Genomic DNA, 18,059 nt, shown 5'->3' with positions numbered 1-18,059 from the left:
TACGGGCGGGGCCCCCCGGCCCCGCCCGTACCGCCGCGCCACCGCCGTCCTCCTCGTGGCCGCGCTGGCCGGCGCCGCGCTCGGCTGGAACGGCGCCGGCTCCTGGCGCCGCTCCCAGGAACGCGAGATCGCCCTGGGCTCGGCGACCGCTGCGGCCGCCGTCGTCGCGGTCACCGACACCGCCGGGGCGCCGGCCCCGGTGTCAGCGGACGGCGGCAAGGACTCCGAGAGCGGGCGCGGCGCCGAGTTCGAGAGCCTCACCGCGACGCTCGTCGTCCGCGTGACGAACCTCGGGGACGTCCCCCTCGAGGTCCTCGGCGGCGGTGGCGGGTTCAGCGCGGTGCGCGTCCGCTTCCTCGAACCGTCCGGGGCGACGCTGCGCCCGCGCGGCCGGCTCACCGTGCGGGCGGCCGTCGAGGTCGCGTGCGCGTCCCCGCAGGTGCTCACGGTGCCGCCGCTGCGCGTCGTGCTGCCCGACGGGCGGTCCCGTGAGGTGCCGGTCGACGCGGCGACCCCCGCGGTCGCGGAGCTGTGCGCGAGCGACCTCCGGGGCGCCGTCCCGCTCGTCGTCGGTGCGGCGTCCCCGCCGCGGACCAGCGTCGCCGAGCTCGTCGACAACGGCCGGTTCCGGCTCTCGGTCGTCGCGCCGTCCGGGCGGACGACGCGGATCGTCGGCGTGGCCGTCGACGGCATCGAAGTCGGCGCCGACCCGCTGCCGATGACCGTCGACGGCACCCCGCGGGCGATCTGGCTCGACCAGCCGGGCACCTGCGAGCCCTCGGTGGCCCGCTCCGGCCTGCCCCGCGCCGTGGACCTCGAGGTGGACGCCGGCACCGGCCAGCCCGTGACGGTCCGGCTGCCCATCGGCGACGCGTTCACCCGCTGGCTCCTCGACGGCGTCTGCGGGCGCGCCGGGACCGGGCCGTGACGCCGCCCGCGCCGGCCGGCCGCGCGGATGCGGCGCCCGTGCTCGCCGAGGTCGACCTCGACTCGGCCACCGAGGCGTCGCCAGCGCGCCGCCGTCCGCTCCTCGCGGCCGCGACCGTCGTCGCCGTCCTCACCCTCGTCGTCGCGGCCGCACTGCGCTCCGAGGTGAGCGGACCGCCGGCCCCACCGGCCCCGGCGGTCACGGCATGGGTCGCGCTGCGGTCCGTCGCCCCGGCCGCGGACGGCAGGGCCGCGACGGCCGACCTCGTCGTGACGCTCGCCAACCACGGCACCGGCGACCGCACCGTGAGCGGTCTCGCGGTCGGCGGCCCGCGCTCGGGCGGGGCCGCGACGACCCTCGAACCGCCCCGCACCGACACCCGTGGGGCGACGTCGGGGCCGCTCCCGCTGCTCGTCCCGGCCGCCGGGAGCGGGCTCGTCGCCGTCCGGGAACCGTTGGCCTGCAGCGGGAAGAGCCCCACCGGCGGCAGCGGCGCCGACCTCGACGTCCGGCTCACCCTCGACGGCGGGGACGTCGTGACCGCTGTCCCGGTCGGTGCGCTCGCCGCCACGGACGGCGTCTGCGGCGCGCTCCGCACCGCGACCCCGGACGGCGCCGCGTCGCCGGTCGAGGTCGTCTCGGCCCGGTTCTCCGGCCGGACGGCGCAGCTGCGGGTCTCGGGGCTGCCCGCCGGCGCGACGGTCGTCGGGGTCGGCGCCGACGGCTGGGTCGTCCCGCTGCTCGACGGCGCCACAGCGGCCGGCCCGGCCACGACCCGGACCCTCACGCTCGGCCGCCCGGCCCCCGGCTGCGCCGACACCGGCAGCCGCGGCGTCGTGCCGATCGGGCTCCAGCTGCGGGTGTCGGACGGCGGACCGCCCGTCACGCGGTACGCCGACGTCGGCCCGGACCTGGCCCGGTGGCTCGTCGACGCCCGGGCCGGCGCATGCGACCCCGCCTGACCGGGGCGGCGCTCTGGCGCAGACGGGGCCGCCCGGTCACCATGAGGTCGTGAGCCGGGAAGCACTCGGGGTCACGGCGCCGGACGACTACGACGAGGGGTCCGCCGCCGGGCTCGACGACGCCCCGACGACCCTGCTCGCGACGATCTCGCTCGACCGGCCCGAACGCCCGGCAGGGCCCGGGGCCGCCGGCGTCGCCGCGCCGTCCGCGCCGGCCGCCCGCGCGGAACCGGGCGGACCCCACGACCCCGCCGACCTCGACCTCGACGCGGGCCCGGCGGCGCCCGAGGGCGTCGACCCGCCCGGCCCGCTGCAGCGGCTCCTCGGGGCGCCGGGGGCCGGGCCCAGCAGACTCACCCTCGTCGCGATCGTCGCGGCCGCCCTCGTCGTCGGCGTCCTCGGCGGCTCGACGTCCGCCCGCCAGCAGGCCGACGCCCGGCTCGACGCGGCGACCCGCGTCGTCCTCGCGGTCGAGGCGGACCCGGGCGCCGGCTACCAGGCGACCGACGTCCCGGTCGGCGGTGAGGTGCTCGTCACGGTGAGCGTCGCGCTGTCGGGGCGGGTCGGCACCGGCGGCGAGGTCCGCATCGAGCGGCTGCGCACCCCGATGGGCACGCTCGCGCTCTTCCCCCCGGTCGTGACGAAGGACGGCGCGGACGCCTGGCAGACGCTCCTGCGCGGCACCGTCGACTGCCCCCGGGTCCGGGCACTCGTGCGGGACACGCAGTACGACGGCACGCTCCTCGAGAACTCCGTCGCGGAGGTGCGCCCGGCCGGGACCAAGCACGACGTCGACGTCCCGGTGCTCCTCGCCAACCCGGCCACGGTCATCAGCGCGGTGGCGAACCGGTGCACGGAGGCGATCCCCGAGGACCCGTACGCCGGGCCGAGCTACGACGTCGGCGCGGTGACCGCCCGGGCGGACGGGTCGGTGACCTTCGTCGTCGGGCCCGGGACCGCCCTCGACGACGGCGAGCAGCCCCTCTTCAGCCTCGCCCAGTTCGTCGAGAACAGCAGCGGCCCCAATCCGTTCACGGCCATGCGGCCGGTGCGCGCCAGCACCGACACCGCGACCTTCGAGGTGCCGAGGACGGGCTGGACGATCACCACGACACCGCGGCTGCCGCTCATCGCGACCAAGCCCACGCTCGTCCGGCTCCAGGTCTCCTACCTGTGCCCGCGCGGCACCCGCCGCACCCAGGTCCCGACCCTGCCGGAGTTCCCGACGATCATCACGGGCACGGTCGACCGGATGAGCAACGTCCGGTTCGCCGACGGCTGGGACGACGGCGCGCTGCGGTCCGCGGCGGTCGCGGCCGCCGTCCGGTCGTGCGCCAGGGCGGGTTCCCTGTCGTGAGCACGGCCGGCGCGGGCTCCCCGGTCGAGGAGCTCTCGCTCGACGACGGGGCGCCACCACCGGCCGGGACCGCGCCGGACCGGCGCTCGTCGTTCCCGCGTCGCCGGGCCGCGGTAGCCGTCGCCGCGGTCGCGGCCCTGCTCTTCGCGGCCTGGAGCGGGCACGCCGCCGGCGCGGCCCAGGGCCGGGACGACGGCCGGCGCGCCGCGCTCGAGCAGGCCAGGGTGCTCGTGTGGTCCGTCGGTGACGCCGTCCCGGACGGCGCCGGCCGGGCCCGGCTGCAGCTGTTCGCGGCGTCCGGCTCGGGCCGCCCGCTCACCGTGCGCCGGCTCCACGTCGGCGCCGACACGGTGACCCCGGTGCAGCCGCTGGACGTCCCGGAGGCGACGTCCGCCTCGACCACGGCCGTCGCCGAGGTCGCGTGCGGCTCGGCCCGCGAGCTCGAGCTCATGCGGTCCGCCCCCGGTGCGGACCGGGTCGGCACCCTCACCGCGGACATCGTGGACGGCTCCGGTACCGAGCGCGAGGCACCGCTCGCGCCGCTCCCCGACGAGGCCTCCTTCCGTGCGCTCCTGCGGCTGGCGGCGTGCCCGGCGTCCGACGACGGCACCGGGACCGCCGGCGCGGCGGCCGCGGGCACCTCGGGCCTGTCGATCGTCGCGATGACGGCGCAGTCGAACGGCAGCCTGACGATCATGCTCGAGGCCGGGCCCGACGCGTCGGCGGCCCGGGTCGGCGTCGTCCGGCTCGGCACGGACGGCCCGTTCACGGTCACCGCCGAGCCCGCGACCGGCGTCACCGTCGAACCGGGCGGGCCCCGGGCGCAGCTGCTCGTGCGGCTCGCCGCGACGGGCTGCCCGGGCCTGCTCGGCGGGCAGCCGTCGGTCGAGGGTCTGCTCGCCCTCGAGGTCCGGACGCCGGGAATCATCTCCCGGGTCCGGCTGCCGGGCTGGGACCAGGGAGCCGTCGGCCAGGCCGCCGCGACCGCCCTCCGGAACGGCTGCGACGGGTGAACCCGCGGCCTTCCGGGGCCGCCAGGGAGTGTGAGGCTCCGCACGCCGCGCTGGCGCTGCGTGCCGCCATGCAGGGCGATTCATCACAACTGTGACCGACTGTCACGTATCGGCTTGACCAATACTCGGTGACGATCAGTGCATCTCCCCTAACCTTGCGCCTATGTCGGTGATCCACTCTGCTGGTTGGAACGGTCCTGCGCTGCGGCGTCAGACCGTTCTCGCCCTCGGCTTCGCCGCACTGTCGACGCTCGGTTACGTGCTGGTGCTCAGCCCCTACACGACCCAGAGCCTGTGGTTCCCGCCGGCCGGGATCACGTTCGGCTACCTCGTCGCGGTGGGCTGGAAGGGCGCACCCGTCGCGCTCCTCGCCCGGGTCGCGGGCGGGCTGCTCGCCGCCTCCGGGGACTACACGTCCGCCCCGGCCGTCGTCCTGCTCGCGGACGTCGCGACGACGCTCATCTACACCGCCGCCGCGGAGGTGCTGCGCCGCCGGGTCGGCTCCCGCGTCGACGCGTCCTTCACGGCCCTGGCGACGTTCCTCGTGAGCGGGGTCGTCGTGGCCCCCGCCGGAGCGGCGCTCGTCGGCGCGCTGGCGCGGAACGCGATCGGCGGGGCCGGGTCGGCCCGGTCCTGGGCGACCGCGGTCGTCGGGGACGCCACGGCGGTCGTCACGCTGGCGCCCGCCTTCGTGCTGCTCGCCGCGACCGTCGCCACCGGGCGCTCGCTGTCGCTGCGGGTGCCCCGGCGGCGCCGGCTGGAGATGGTCGCGCAGTCGTGCGTCATCGTCCTCACCCCGGCGCTCATCGTCTGGGCGGACGGCGTCCAGGCCGTCGAGCTCGTGCTCCTGCCGCTGGCCCTCGTGCCCCTCGGCGCGCTCGTCGTCCAGCGCGACCTCACCCGTGCCGCGCTCGCCCTCGCCGGCTGCGCGGTGCTGCTCGGGGCCGCGGCGCAGCTGAGCTTCGGGTCCTCCGAGCCGCTCTTCCGCCTGCAGGTGCTCATGTTCGCCGGCGGTGTCGCGACCTGCTTCACGGGCGTCGCGCTGTTCCGCGAGGACCGCGACCGGCGCAGCGCCGAGATCGACTCGACCCGGTGGCGGGCGCTCGCGGAGGTGGCACCCGCAGTCGTGGCCCGGGTCGACGCCGACGGGCACTGGACCTTCGACGGCGCGAGCGCCCTGCTCGACACCGGCGCCATCGACGTCATCCACCACGCCGAGGCGGTGCCGGCGCTCGTGCAGGCCGTCGCCGCGGGGGTGCCCGCCACCGTCCAGTGGACGGCCGGCGACGAGGGCGGACGACGCTTCCTCACCCACGTGACCCCGCTGCCCGGCGGCGAGCAGCTCGCGGTGACGACCGAGACGACGGCCCTGCACAGCGCGGAGCTGACGATCGCCTGGGAGCGCAGCCACGACCGGGAGACCGACCTGCCGAACCGCGAGCTGCTCGTCGCGACCGCCGACCAGGTCGCCGCGACCGGCGCGGCGAGCATCGTCGTCGTCGACCTCGACCGCGCCGTCCGGCGGGCCGTCCTGCTCGACGCCGAGCCGGCCCGCGTTGTCCTCGCCCTGGCCGACCGGGTCCGCCGGGTGCTCGACACCGACGACCTCTCCGACGGCCGGGCCATGGTCGCCCGCGTCGGCGACGACCAGTTCGGCGTGCTCGTGCCGGAGGGCGTCACCGCGGCCCGGATGCTCGGCGAGCGCGTCGTCGAGGCGCTGCGGCAGCCGGTGCCGGTGCCCGGCGGGCGGATCGCGCTCGCCGCGTGGGGCGGGGTGGCGTCCGTCGACACCTTGCGCGGCGCCCGGGACTGCCTGGACCGCGCCGCCGCGGCGCTCGAGGTCGAGAGCGACCACGGGCACGGCCACGTGAGCGTCCTCGACGCGCTCACCGTGTCGACCTCGACGGAGCGCGCCCGGCTCATCGGGGACGTCGTCGACGCCGTCGGCAAGGGCGAGCTCGAGGTCGTGTTCCAGCCGGACGTCGAGCTCGCCGACGGCCGGCTCACCGGCGTCGAGGCGCTCGTCCGCTGGCGCCGCCGGGAGGGCTTCACCGCCGCGACCGACCTGTTCGTCCGGCTCGCGGAGGAGGCGGGCGCCGTCCAGGCGGTGGACTCCTGGGTCATGGAGCAGTCCCTCGCGGCGATGGGCCGCTGGCGGGCCGCGTACCCCGACGGCCGCGCGGACTCCCTCGAGCTCGGCCTCAACGTCAGCGCGATGTCGCTCACGGAGGACCTGCCCGAGCGGCTCGTCGACGCCTGCCTGCGGCACGGCGTCCCGCCGGAGAACGTCCGGCTCGAGGTCACCGAGACCGCGCTCGTCGACGACTCGAACGCCCCGGCGGTGCTGCGCCGGATCCGGCAGCGCGGGGTGCGGATCGCCCTCGACGACTTCGGCACCGGGTACGCGACGCTGTCCCGGCTGCACCGGCTGCCCGTCGACGTCCTCAAGCTCGACCGGTCGTTCCTCACCCCGATCACCGAGGAGGTCGCGAGCCAGGCCCTGGTGTCGCTCGTCCTCGGGCTGGCCGGGCCGCTGCGGGTCGAGGTGCTCGTCGAGGGCGTCGAGAACCGCGCCCAGCGGGACCTGCTCGTGGAGCTCGGCTGCAAGCGGGCGCAGGGCTACCTGTTCGCCCGGCCGGCGCCGGCGTCGACGATCGACGCGCTGCTCGCCTCGGGCGGGATGCTCATCCCGGACGCCGGGGCGACGGTCCTGGCGTGACGCCCGCGAAGAGGTCGGGGAAGACCTTCGCGACCTTGGCCGAGAGGTAGTCGCCGTACCGCCCGCTCCAGGCGTGCACGCTGGCGCCGTCCCAGCGGCGGCCGGCGTCGTCCGTGGGCGGTGAGCCGGCGAGCGGCAGCGGGGTCACCTCGGCGTCCCACGAGGGGTCGAAGAAGTACGGGAACGACAGCCGGCCGCGCCCGCTGACGTTGCGCACCCGGTGCGGCGTCGACCGGTACCGGCCCTCGGTGAGCCGGTCGAGCATGTCGCCGATGTTGCACACGAGGACGCCGGGCTCCGCCGGCACCTCGATCCAGGTGCCCGCGGGGGTGCGGACCTGGAGCCCGCCGAGGTCGTCCTGGGCGAGCAGCGTGAGGATCCCGTAGTCGGTGTGCTCGCCGACGCCCCACTCGGCGGCGTCGGCGTTGTCCGCGAGGGCGGGGTAGTGGAAGACCCGGAAGAGCACGGTCGGGTCGCCGGTGAGGTGCTCGGCGAACCAGCCGGGCGGCAGCCCGAGCCCGACGGCGACCGCCCGCAGGACCGCGTCCGCGACCGGCCGCAGCGCGTCGAGCCAGTCGAGGACCGCCGGGCCCAGCCCGCCGGGCGGGAACAGGTTGGCGCCGTGCAGCGGTGCCCCGGCGAGGACCCGGGGGTGGTCGGCGGGGTGCTCGAGCCCGACGTAGAGCCCCTCCTTGCGGTCCGGGACGCCCGACGTCAGCTCGCCGCGTACCGGGAACCAGCCGCGCCACGCCGGGCCCGCGTGGCTCATCGCGTACGGCTGCTTGGCCGCGTCGGGCTGGTCGAAGAACTCCCGCGAGAGCCGGTCGAGGTTCTCCAGCAGGCCGGGGTCGATGCCGTGCCCGGTCACCCGGAAGAACCCGAGCGAGCGGCAGGCGGCGTCGATCTGCCGGGCGACGGCGGCGACGTCCGAGCCGTCGAGCAGGGGGCTGATGTCGACGAGCGCCAGCGAGTCTGCGGCGGCGGGTGCGGGGCGGGGGCCGGTCGTCACCTGTGCAGCGTAGGTACGGGCCGACCGTCCCGGTAGCGTTCACGTATGCGCATCGCCGCCGCCCGCGTCTTCGTCAGCGACCTCGGCCGCAGTGCCCCCTGGTACGAGCGCGTCCTCGGCGCGCAGCCGTCCGCCAGCAGCCCGGACGACGGCTACGCCGTCTTCGACGCCGGGTGCGACCTCGTCGTCGAGGAGGTCGGTGACGACTCCGACATCCCGGCGGCGCAGCTCGTCGGCCGCTTCACCGGGATCTCGTTCGCCGTCGACGACGTCGCCGCCACCTGCCGCACGCTCCGCGACGCGGGCGTGGACGTCGTCGGCGAGCCCGAGACGCAGAGCTGGGGCGGCGTCCTCGCGACCGTCGCGGACCCGGACGGGAACGCGGTCCAGCTCGTCCAGTACCCCTGACGCGGGCGGTCAGCCGGCAGGTGTGAGCCGGCCCGCCTGGACCGCGTCGCAGACGGCCCCGCCCTCGGCGGCACCGTCGACGACGGCCTGCGCGAAGAGCACGAGCCAGTCCCGGACGCCGTCGGCGGTGCCGGCCGCGTACCGCGCGAGCGTCAGCGGGTAGGACGGCCCGGCCACGAGGAGGGGGACCTCCCAGACGGCGACCCCGGTCGGGTCCAGGCCCCGGCCGCGGACGACGGCCCGGCACAGCGCCCGGGCGACGACCCCGTTGCCGACGACGAACGGCCGGGCCGTCATGACCTCGGCGTGGACGAGCGCGGCGACGACGAGGGCCGGTGCCTCGGCGGGCGCCCGGAGCAGGTCGGCGAGCCCGTCGAGCCGCACCGTCAGCGGGTCGCCGCCGTCGGGCGCGGGGACGACGTCGCCCGGCGCGGCGCCGGTGAGCAGGTCGGCGCCGTCGCCGGGAGCCTCGCCCGCCCGGCGCGGGCGGCCCAGGGCCTCGTCCGGCACCAGGCCGGCCGCCGCCGCGGTGTGCAACCGGGCGAGCGCCTGCATCGGGGCCGTCGACCAGACGCCGTCGAGCCGGGTCGCCTCGGCGGCGGCCCGCAGCGCACCGGACGCCGTCCGGCCCGCGGGGTCGTCCGGCAGCGTCGCCGCACCGCGGGCGGCGTCGCGGAGCATCGCGACCGGGAAGCGGGCGCCGGCGAGCGCCGCGGACGCCCGGGCGGCGCGCACGCCCGACTCGGCGCGCGCCTCCTCGGTGCGCCGGCGCAGCGCGTTGTGCCAGCGCAGCTGCGTGCAGGCCTCGCGGGCCGCGTCGACCGCCTCGGGGACGCCCGGCAGGGCGGCCAGGGCGGTGAGGGCGTCGGCGGTGTCGGTCACCCGTCCGACCCTAGTCGCCGGGCTGCGACAGGCCCGGCCGGCCGCGTTGACGTGCGCCACACCGGCGGGTGCGGGCCTGCGCCGCGATGAATGCGTGGATGGTTGTGTCCTCGTGCACGTGATCGCGTGCAGCAGGACCCAACCATGGACTCGTCGATCATGGTTCGAGGTCGCCCAGCGCGTCCGCGACCTCCTCGAGCAGGTCCTCGTATCCGGACGGCGGACCGGCACAGCGGGCAAGCATCCACTGCATCCGGCTGACGCCCGTCAGGAGCGCCGTGACGCGGTACCCGAGCAGCACGTGCTCGCGCGACAGGCGCGGGTCGGTGCCGTCGAGGTAGGCGGCCAGGACATCCTCGGCCCCCGCGGGCCGGTCCAGCGAGAGCACGAGGAGCGCGAGGTCGGACCCCACCGGGGCGGTACCCGTTGTCGCCCAGTCGATCGCGACGACGCCCCGGTCGGCCCGAACGAGGTTGCCCAGGCCGAGGTCGCCGTGCGTGAGGACCCGCGGGACGTCGTCCAGCCGGGCCAGGAGCGCCCCACGCTCCGTCCACGCCTTCTGCAGCAGCACGCTGAACCGGGCATCGGGTGCGGCGGACAGGTCGAGGTCCGTCACCGCGAGCCGCTGCGCGAGCGGGTGGTCCGCCAGCCACGGCAGCGCCGGCGGCGCGACGTGGGTCGGCGTCTGCCAGCGGGCCAGGGCCGCCGCCGCCTCGACCGGCGACGGTGCCGGGCCGGTGACGTCCTCGAGATGGACGACGTCCTCGCCCGTACCGAAGCAGCGCGGGCTGAACAGGTGCGGCCCGTCGGGCAGCAGGCCCGACGCGTACGCGAGCGGCTCCCGGTGCCAGTGCGCCCAGTGGTCCGGCCGGACGGCGGCCGCGGCGTGCCGCCCCGCGGTGACGGGCCGCACCGTCTTGCGCACGAGGCTGAACGGCACGACCTCGCCGCCCCGCAGCACACGCCCGCGGAAGCGGACCACGGACGCGGTCGCGGCCCCCATCCCGCCGCCGAGCGGCTCCGCGACCACGTCGAGCAGGTCGCCGTCGCCGGCGGCGGCGCGAACGACCTCCGGCGGCAGGACGTCGGCAGCGGGCACGCAGCGACGCTACCCGCGTCCCCGGACACCACACCCGCGTCCCGCCCCGTTNTCGGCGCCCCGCCCGACCGCCCGCCGTCCGGCCCGCGCACGTCGTTCCGGCACCTGCGTCCGGCGGCTACGGTGCACCGCATGGGCGCAGCCGGGATCGGGCCGTGGGTGGTGCTCGTTGCCGCCACGGTCGTCGTGGCACTCGTGGCGCTCGTCATCGGGTGGGCGATCCTGCGCGGGCGCGACCTCGGCGGGCCCGCGGACCGGGCGACGTTCGCGACGCTGCACACGGCGGGGCTGGCGGCGCCGCACCTGCGCGAGGGGCTCACCCCGACCGGGGCGAGCCGGGCCGCCAAGCACCTGCGGACGCTGCTCGGCACCTCGGCGGTCGCCCTCACCGACGCCGGGTCGACGCTCGCCTGGGACGGCGCGGGCAACCACCACGCCCCGCAGGCCGCCGCGCACGCGGCCGAGGTGCTGCGGACCGGGCGCAGCGTCGTCCTGGAGGGCCCCGAGGTCTTCTGCGGGTCGGTCGACTGCCCGATCCGGACGGCGGTCGTCTCGCCGGTGACGAGCGAGGACCGGGTCGTCGGGGCGCTCATCGCCTACGGGCCGGAGACGAACGCCGGGCTGGTCCGGGCGACCGACGAGGTGGCCCGGTGGGTGTCGGCGCAGGTCGAGCTCGCGGACCTCGACCAGTCCCGGTCGCGCGCCGCGGAGGCCGAGCTGCGGGCGCTGCGGGCACAGATCAGCCCGCACTTCGTCTACAACTCGCTCGCCGCGATCGCGAGCTTCGTCCGCACCGATCCGGAGCGGGCCCGCGAGCTGCTCCTGGAGTTCGCGGACTTCACCCGGTACGCCTTCCGCCGCGGGGGCGAGTTCACGACGTTCGCCGACGAGCTGCGCAACATCGAGCGTTACCTCGTGCTCGAGCAGGCCCGGTTCGGCGACCGGCTCCAGGTGCAGCTCGTCGTCGCGCCCGAGGTGCTGCCGGTCGCCGTCCCCTTCCTCGCCGTCCAGCCCCTCGTCGAGAACGCCGTCCGGCACGGCCTCGAGGGCAAGACCGGCATCGGGCACGTGACGCTCGGCGCCCAGGACGCCGGCTCCGAGGCCCTCATCTGGGTCGAGGACGACGGCGTCGGCACCGACCCGGAGCTCGTGCGGCGGATCCTTGCCGGGGAGTCCGAGGCGGACTCCGTCGGCCTGGGCAACGTCGACGCCCGGCTGCGCCAGGTCTTCGGGGACGACTACGGCCTCGTCGTCGAGACCGCCCCGGGCGCCGGCACGAAGGTGAGCTTCCGGGTGCCCAAGTTCCACCCGGGCGTCAGGGCCGGCTAGGCCACAATCACCAGATGAGCAAGGAGGTCACCGGGAGCGCGGCGCCGCAGCCCCCGCTGGACGGCGGCAGCACCGTCGACCTCGACGACCCGGCGGCCACCGAGGAGCCGCAGCCGCCCCGCGGCCGGCTCCACCGGTACGGCCCGACGACCGCCTCCGTGCTGGCCGTCCTCGCGCTCGTCGGCGTCGGGCTCGCCCAGAACGGCGCTCCGGACGACCGCCCCGTCCCCCGGCCCTCGACGGCGGCCCCGACGGCCTCCGCGGACGACGCCTCCGACGTCACCGCCGACCCCCCGGTCGACGCCCGGCTGTTCGCCCGCGTCCGCCCCGCGGGCCGCGAGGGCGGCGACCTCGACCACGTCCGGGCGACCGTCGAGCTGACGAACCGGGGCGGCGTCGAGCGCCGGGTCGTCGCCGTCGACCTCGTCGGGCTCGGGACGGCCACGGTCGACACCCCGCCCGCCGCGCCCCTCGCACCGCAGGCATCCGTGACCCTCGCGGCGACGGTGAGCGCGGACTGCGAGACCTCCGGCGTGCTCCCGGCGCGGGTCCGGGTCATCGAGCTCGACCGGCAGGGACGGCGGTTCCCGGCGCTCGCGACCATCCTCGACCGCGACACGCTCCTCGACGTCCTCGACCCGCTGTGCCCGCCCTCGCGCACCGGGCTGCACGTCGCCGTCGTCGTCGCCTCGGACGGCGGGGGCGGCGTCGCCACGGTCCGCGTCGTCAACCACGGCAACCTGTCGACGCTCGTGACCCCGCGGGCCGCACCGGACGCCGGCGGCCTCCGGCTGGTCTCGCAGCCGCCGCTGCCGTACGACCTCGGCCCCGGGCAGGCGATCGTCGCGACGCTCGAGCTCGACGCCGCCGACGGCACCGACGGCTGCCCGGCCGGGTCCGTGCGGGAGGCCGCCGCGGCGCTCTACCTCGAGGCCGAGACGCCGTACGTGTTCAGCGAGGTGACCGGCTTCCCGCAGGCGGCCCTGGAGGCTGCCGTCGAGCGCTGGATCGCGGACCGGGGCTGCCCCGCCGCCGGCTGAGCCACAGGTCGAGCCACAGGTCCACCACCCCTGCCCCTTCAGAACCACGGGTGGTCCCCGTTAACCTCAGGCGCATGTCCGGTGCGACGACGCCTGCGGCACGCGCGGAGAGCTCTCCGCTGCGTGCCCTCGTCGTGGACGACGAGGCACCGGCGCGCGAGGAGCTCGCCTGGCTGCTCTCGCGGGACCCGCGGGTCGGCCCGATCCGGACGGCGACGAGCGGCGCCGAGGCGCTGCGGGCCCTGGACGCCGAGCCGGTCGACGTCATCTTCTGCGACATCAAGATGCCCGGCCTCGACGGCCTCGACCTGGCCCGCGTGCTCGCCCGGTTCTCCCAGCGGCCCCAGGTCGTCTTCGTCACCGCCTACGACCAGCACGCCATCGACGCCTTCGACCTGCGCGCGACCGACTACGTCATGAAGCCGGTGCGGCCCGAGCGGCTCGCCGAGGCGGTCAAGCGGGTCGTCGAGGCGATCGGCCCGGCCCCCGTCGAGGCGGACGCCGGCCCGGAGGACGAGACGATCGCCGTCGAGCTCGGCGGCGTGACCCGGTTCGTGCAGCGCTCCCAGGTGCGGTTCGTCGAGGCCCACGGCGACTACGCGCGGCTGCACACCGCGTCGAGCAGCCACCTCGTCCGGATCCCGCTGACGACGCTCGAGGAACGCTGGGCGGGCGCAGGCTTCGTCCGCATCCACCGCAGCACCCTCGTGGCCCTCCCCCACGTCGACGAGATCCGCATCGACGGCGGGCGGTGCGCCGTCCGGCTCGGCGACCGGGTGCTGCAGGTGAGCCGCCGGCACACCAAGGAGCTGCGCGACCGGCTCGTCCGGGCCGCGAGCCTGACCCGGGAAACCCGCTGACGGAGCCCCGGCCGGCAGGGCGCGGCGACCGGAAGGACCGGACGGCACGCGTCCGGGTGACCAACCCGCGGATGGCCGCCGCCACCCGCCCACCGAACCGGCCGCCGACCCGCGAGATCGACGAGCAGACCGACATCGGCGAGGTCTACATGCGCTCGCTGCTGCGGGCCCAGCTGCGGCGCGGGCTCACGGTGCTCGCGGTCGTCGCGGTGTTCCTCGCGGCGCTGCCGGTGCTCTTCACCGTCGAGCCGCGGCTGGCGAGCGTCCGGATCCTCACGGTCCCGCTGCCGTGGCTGCTGCTCGGGGGGAGCGTCTACCCGCTCCTGCTCGCGGCGTCCTGGTGGCTCGTGCGGGCCGCCGAGCGCACCGAGCGGGACTTCGCCGAGCTCGTCGAGCGGGACTGACCGCCCGTGGTCTCCACCGACACCGCGGCCTGGCCCGCCGTCCTGTCCGTCATCCTCGTCGCGGTCGCGACCCTCGGGGTCGGTGCGGTGGGCCTGCGGCTGTCCCGGACGACGTCCGACTTCTACGTCGCGAGCCGGATGATCGGCCCGCGCTGGAACGCCTCGGCGATCTGCGGGGAGTACCTCTCCGCGGCGTCGTTCCTCGGGGTCGCCGGGCTCGTCCTCACCTTCGGCGTCGACATCCTCTGGTACCCGGTCGGCTACACCGCCGGCTACCTCGTGCTGCTCGCGCTCGTCGCCGCGCCGCTGCGCCGCTCGGGCGCCTACACGCTGCCCGACTTCGCGGAGATCCGGCTCGCCTCGCGGACCGTGCGCCGGCTCGCGTCGATGCTCGTCGTCGGCATCGGCTGGCTCTACCTGCTGCCCCAGTTCCAGGGAGCCGGGCTGGCCCTGCGCACGGTCACGGGCGCGCCGCGCTGGGTCGGGGCGCTCGTCGTCGGCGTCGTCGTCATGCTCAACGTCGTCGCGGGCGGCATGCGCTCGGTGACGTTCGTCCAGGCGTTCCAGTTCTGGCTCAAGCTCACCGCGATCGCCGTCCGGGTGCTCATCCTCGCGGTCGCGTGGCAGTCGGACGGCGCCCCGGACCCGTCCCGGCCGCAGCTGCCGACGGTCCGGGAGGCGACGACGGTCAGGGTGCCCGACACCGTCCGGCTGCGGGTCGACGAGGCCGTCCCGGTGACGATGCGCGGCACGCTGGACGGCGTCCGCGTCGACGGGCCGGTCGTCCTGGAGACCGGGCGGCGCGTCGTCGAGGGCGGCAGCGAGGTGACCCTGCCCGCCGGCTCGGTCGTGCCGCACGTCGAGAGCGTGCGGGCGGCGGACGGCGCGACCTGGTCCCAGCCGCTCGCCGGGGCCGGTGGCCGCGACCACCCGACGTACCGGCTCTACTCGCTCCTGCTCGCCCTCTTCTTCGGCACGATGGGCCTGCCGCACGTCCTCGTGCGCTTCTACACCAACCCCGACGGCCGCGCCGCACGCCGGACGACGCTCGTCGTCATCGGGCTGCTCGGGGCGTTCTACGTCTTCACGCCGTTCTACGGGGCGATGGGCCGGATCTACGCCCCCGACCTGCTGCTCACCGGCCGCACGGACGCCGTCGTGCTCCTGCTGCCGAGCCGGATGCTCCCCGAGCCGTGGGCGACCGGGGTCTCGATGCTCCTCGTCGCGGGGGCGTTCGCCGCGTTCCTCTCGACGTCGAGCGGGCTCACCGTGTCGGTCGCCGGGGTGCTCTCCCAGGACCTGCTGCGCGGCCGGCTGCGCTCGACGGTCCGCGGCTTCCGGCTGGGCGCCGTCCTCGCCGTCGCCGTCCCGATCGTGCTCTCCTTCGCGACGCTGCGCACGAGCCTGGCCGACACCGTCGGGCTCGCGTTCGCGGTGGCCGCCTCGACGTTCTGCCCGCTGCTCGTCCTGGGGATCTGGTGGCGCGGGCTGACCAAGGCCGGCGCGGTCGCGGGCCTCGTCGTCGGCGGCTCGCTCGCGTCCGGCGCGGTGCTGTGGACGATCGTCTTCGGCGCGAGGTTCACCGACGCCGCGACGTCCGTCGGCTCCTCCCCCGGCCTGCTCGGGGCCCTGCTCGCGCAGCCCGCGGCCTGGACCGTGCCGACCGCGTTCGCCGTCATGGTCGGGGTGTCCCTGCTGACCCGGCGGACCGTGCCGAAGTCCGTCGGGCGCACCATGGTCCGGCTGCACACCCCGGAGCGGCTCGTCCTCGACCGGGGCCCCTCCCGCCGCGAGCCCTGAGACGGCCGCCCGAGCACCGTTCGTGGTCGTTCGTGCGCACAGGCGAACCGTTGTGACGCGCGCCATTCGGCGCGGTTGAGGTACCGCTCGTCGCAGAGGGGTTCCCCGATCGCCGCGACGCCGGGACCGCCGGTCGCACGTCCGTGACGACCCCCTTCAGTCCCCGTTCCCGCCCGCACACAGTGAGCGTCATCACAAGCCGGTGTGCATCGGAGCACCCGGGTGACGAGAGGGAGGTCTCGTGTCCCAGACACCAGTAGGCCGCAGCAGCGGCACGTCGTACGAGGAGGTGCAGGCCAGTGAGGAGTTCGCGAACCTCCGCAAGAGCTTCCGCCGGTTCGTCTTCCCCGTGTCGGCGTTCTTCCTGACCTGGTACTTCGCCTACGTGCTCCTGGCCGCGTACGCCAAGGACTTCATGTCCATCAAGCTCGTCGGCAACATCAACGTCGGGCTCGTGCTCGGCCTGCTCCAGTTCGTCTCGACGTTCGCGATCACGATGATCTACGCCCGCTGGGCCGACCGTCAGTTCGACCCGACCGCGGAGAGCCTCCGCGAGCACATCGAGAGCGGTGAGATCAAGTGAGCGCGGTGCGCCTGGCCGCGGACGCGGCGACGTCGGTCGGCAGCCCGACCGTCAACATCTCGATCTTCGTCCTGTTCGTCGCGGTGACGCTCGTCATCGTCATCCGCGCCTCCCGCAACAACAAGTCGGCGGCGGACTACTACGCCGGCGGTCGCGCCTTCACCGGCCGGCAGAACGGCATCGCCATCGCGGGCGACTACCTCTCGGCCGCGTCGTTCCTCGGGATCGCGGGGGCCATCGCGGTCTCCGGCTACGACGGGTTCATGTACTCGATCGGCTTCCTCGTGGCCTGGCTGGTCGCCCTGCTCCTCGTCGCCGAGCTCCTGCGCAACACCGGAAAGTTCACGATGGCCGACGTGCTGTCGTTCCGGCTGCGCCAGGGTCCGGTCCGGACCGCTGCCGCCGTCTCGACCCTCGCGGTCTCGCTGTTCTACCTGCTCGCCCAGATGGCCGGCGCCGGTGGCCTGGTCAACCTGCTCCTCGGCGTCACGGGCACCGCTGGCCAGAACATCACCATCATGGTGGTCGGCGTCCTCATGATCGTCTACGTGCTCGTCGGCGGCATGAAGGGCACGACGTGGGTCCAGATCATCAAGGCGGTGCTGCTCATCACGGGCGCCGCGGTCATGACCTTCTGGGTCCTCAGCAAGTCCGGCTTCAACCTCTCCGGCCTCCTCGGTGACGCGGCCGCCGCGAACCCGAAGAAGGAGCCGCTCCCCGCGGACGCCGTCCTCAACCCGGGTCTGAAGTACGGGCTGACGAACCTCACGAAGATCGACTTCATCTCGCTGTCGATGGCGCTCGTCTTCGGCACCGCAGGCCTGCCGCACGTCCTCATGCGGTTCTACACGGTGCCCTCGGCCAAGGAGGCCCGTCGCTCGGTCGTCTGGGCGATCTGGCTAATCGGCGGCTTCTACCTGTTCACGCTCGTCCTCGGCTACGGCGCGATGTGGCTCGTCGGCCCGAAGGCGATCCTCGCCGCTCCCGGCAAGGCGAACTCGGCCGCGCCGCTCCTGGCGTACGAGCTCGGCGGCACGCTCCTGCTCGGCATCATCGCGGCGGTCGCCTTCGCGACGATCCTCGCGGTCGTCGCCGGCCTGACCATCACCGCGAGCGCCTCCTTCGCCCACGACGTGTACTCCAGCGTCATCAAGAAGGGCAAGGTCAGCGCGGACGACGAGGTCAAGGTCGCCCGGCGGACGGCGGTCGTCATCGGCCTCGTCGCGATCGTCGGCGGCATCTACGCCAAGGACCAGAACATCGCCTTCCTCGTGGCCCTGGCCTTCGCGGTGGCGGCGTCGGCGAACCTGCCGACGATCCTGTACTCCCTGTTCTGGAAGGGTTTCACGACCCGCGGCGCGGTGTGGAGCATCTACGGCGGGCTCATCTCCTCCGTCGGCCTCATCGTCTTCTCGCCGGTCATGTCCGGCAAGGTCGACCCGGTGACGGGCCTGGGCCTGTCGATGATCACGAACACGAGCATCGACTTCAGCTACTTCCCGCTGGAGAACCCGGGCATCGTCTCGATCCCGCTCTCGTTCTTCCTCGGCTGGCTCGGCAGCGTGACGAGCCGCGAGGAGACGAACCTCGAGAAGTACGCCGAGATGGAGGTCCGGTCCCTCACGGGTGCCGGTGCCGAGAAGGCCGTCTCGCACTGACGCAACGC

Annotated in this window: 16 protein-coding genes; 13 read left to right on the top strand and 3 right to left on the bottom strand. The window is 75.6% G+C overall.

Annotated features, from left to right (window positions below; all coding sequences use genetic code 11):
• The 5 genes from EDJALFJO_RS34395 to EDJALFJO_RS16515 form a co-directional block, all read left to right on the top strand.
• On the top strand, window positions 1–928 hold a 928-nt coding region (locus EDJALFJO_RS34395), incomplete at its 5' end, for a hypothetical protein (protein WP_158220465.1).
• Entirely contained in the window at window positions 925–1,890 is a 966-nt protein-coding gene (locus EDJALFJO_RS16530) for a hypothetical protein (protein WP_088287198.1), read from the top strand. The genes EDJALFJO_RS34395 and EDJALFJO_RS16530, both read left to right, overlap by 4 nt.
• Window positions 1,891–1,939: 49 nt before the next feature.
• On the top strand, window positions 1,940–3,247 hold the full coding sequence (locus tag EDJALFJO_RS16525; protein WP_088287196.1) for a hypothetical protein: 1,308 nt from the start codon (window positions 1,940–1,942) through the stop codon (window positions 3,245–3,247).
• Entirely contained in the window at window positions 3,244–4,260 is a 1,017-nt protein-coding gene (locus EDJALFJO_RS16520; protein ID WP_143448617.1) for a hypothetical protein, read from the top strand. Before EDJALFJO_RS16525 ends, EDJALFJO_RS16520 begins: the two co-directional genes overlap by 4 nt.
• 163 nt (window positions 4,261–4,423) lie before the next feature.
• The gene (locus EDJALFJO_RS16515) at window positions 4,424–6,979 is read left to right on the top strand and encodes an EAL domain-containing protein (protein WP_088287192.1); all 2,556 of its coding nucleotides are present in this window, start codon (window positions 4,424–4,426) and stop codon (window positions 6,977–6,979) included.
• On the opposite strand, the gene EDJALFJO_RS16510 is transcribed toward EDJALFJO_RS16515, so the two are convergent.
• Window positions 6,945–7,988, bottom strand: coding sequence for an isopenicillin N synthase family oxygenase (locus EDJALFJO_RS16510; RefSeq protein WP_088287190.1), 1,044 nt, complete (start codon window positions 7,986–7,988; stop codon window positions 6,945–6,947). The genes EDJALFJO_RS16515 and EDJALFJO_RS16510 overlap by 35 nt on opposite strands.
• 45 nt (window positions 7,989–8,033) lie before the next feature.
• Between EDJALFJO_RS16510 and EDJALFJO_RS16505 the strand changes: the two genes are divergently transcribed.
• Window positions 8,034–8,396, top strand: coding sequence for a VOC family protein (locus tag EDJALFJO_RS16505; protein ID WP_088287188.1), 363 nt, complete (start codon window positions 8,034–8,036; stop codon window positions 8,394–8,396).
• 9 nt (window positions 8,397–8,405) lie between these two features.
• Here the strand turns inward: EDJALFJO_RS16505 and EDJALFJO_RS16500 are convergent, their stop codons facing one another.
• Window positions 8,406–9,278 carry a Fic family protein gene (locus EDJALFJO_RS16500; protein WP_088287186.1) on the bottom strand — a complete coding sequence of 291 codons (873 nt, stop codon included), beginning with the start codon at window positions 9,276–9,278 and terminating at the stop codon, window positions 8,406–8,408.
• 157 nt (window positions 9,279–9,435) lie between these two features.
• On the bottom strand, window positions 9,436–10,377 hold the full coding sequence (locus EDJALFJO_RS16495) for a phosphotransferase (protein WP_088287184.1): 942 nt from the start codon (window positions 10,375–10,377) through the stop codon (window positions 9,436–9,438).
• Between the two features lie 132 nt (window positions 10,378–10,509).
• On the opposite strand from EDJALFJO_RS16495, the gene EDJALFJO_RS16490 reads away from it, so the two are divergent.
• The 7 genes from EDJALFJO_RS16490 to EDJALFJO_RS16460 all read left to right on the top strand — a co-directional run bounded on the left by EDJALFJO_RS16490 (window position 10,510) and on the right by EDJALFJO_RS16460 (window position 18,051).
• Entirely contained in the window at window positions 10,510–11,706 is a 1,197-nt protein-coding gene (locus EDJALFJO_RS16490; protein ID WP_088287182.1) for a sensor histidine kinase, read from the top strand.
• A gap of 14 nt (window positions 11,707–11,720) precedes the next feature.
• Window positions 11,721–12,746 carry a hypothetical protein gene (locus EDJALFJO_RS16485; RefSeq protein WP_088287180.1) on the top strand — a complete coding sequence of 342 codons (1,026 nt, stop codon included), beginning with the start codon at window positions 11,721–11,723 and terminating at the stop codon, window positions 12,744–12,746.
• Window positions 12,747–12,820: 74 nt separating this feature from the next.
• On the top strand, window positions 12,821–13,606 hold the full coding sequence (locus tag EDJALFJO_RS16480; RefSeq protein WP_088287178.1) for a LytTR family DNA-binding domain-containing protein: 786 nt from the start codon (window positions 12,821–12,823) through the stop codon (window positions 13,604–13,606).
• Window positions 13,607–13,677: 71 nt separating this feature from the next.
• A complete protein-coding gene (locus EDJALFJO_RS16475; RefSeq protein WP_088287176.1) occupies window positions 13,678–14,010 on the top strand; it encodes a hypothetical protein in 333 nt (110 codons plus the stop codon).
• 6 nt (window positions 14,011–14,016) lie between these two features.
• Window positions 14,017–15,810: a cation acetate symporter gene (locus tag EDJALFJO_RS16470; protein ID WP_088287174.1), complete on the top strand. Its 1,794-nt coding sequence runs from the start codon at window positions 14,017–14,019 to the stop codon at window positions 15,808–15,810.
• Window positions 15,811–16,051: 241 nt separating this feature from the next.
• A complete protein-coding gene (locus EDJALFJO_RS16465) occupies window positions 16,052–16,393 on the top strand; it encodes a DUF485 domain-containing protein (RefSeq protein WP_088287172.1) in 342 nt (113 codons plus the stop codon).
• Window positions 16,390–18,051 carry a cation acetate symporter gene (locus tag EDJALFJO_RS16460; RefSeq protein ID WP_088287170.1) on the top strand — a complete coding sequence of 554 codons (1,662 nt, stop codon included), beginning with the start codon at window positions 16,390–16,392 and terminating at the stop codon, window positions 18,049–18,051. Before EDJALFJO_RS16465 ends, EDJALFJO_RS16460 begins: the two co-directional genes overlap by 4 nt.
• Window positions 18,052–18,059 lie beyond the last annotated feature (8 nt).

It is taken from the genome of Kineosporia sp. A_224 (assembly GCF_002198655.1).
GTDB lineage: Bacteria > Actinomycetota > Actinomycetes > Actinomycetales > Kineosporiaceae > R-H-3.
The sequence above is the reverse complement of the archived record's forward strand: the minus strand, read 5'-3'. Positions and strand labels throughout refer to the sequence as shown.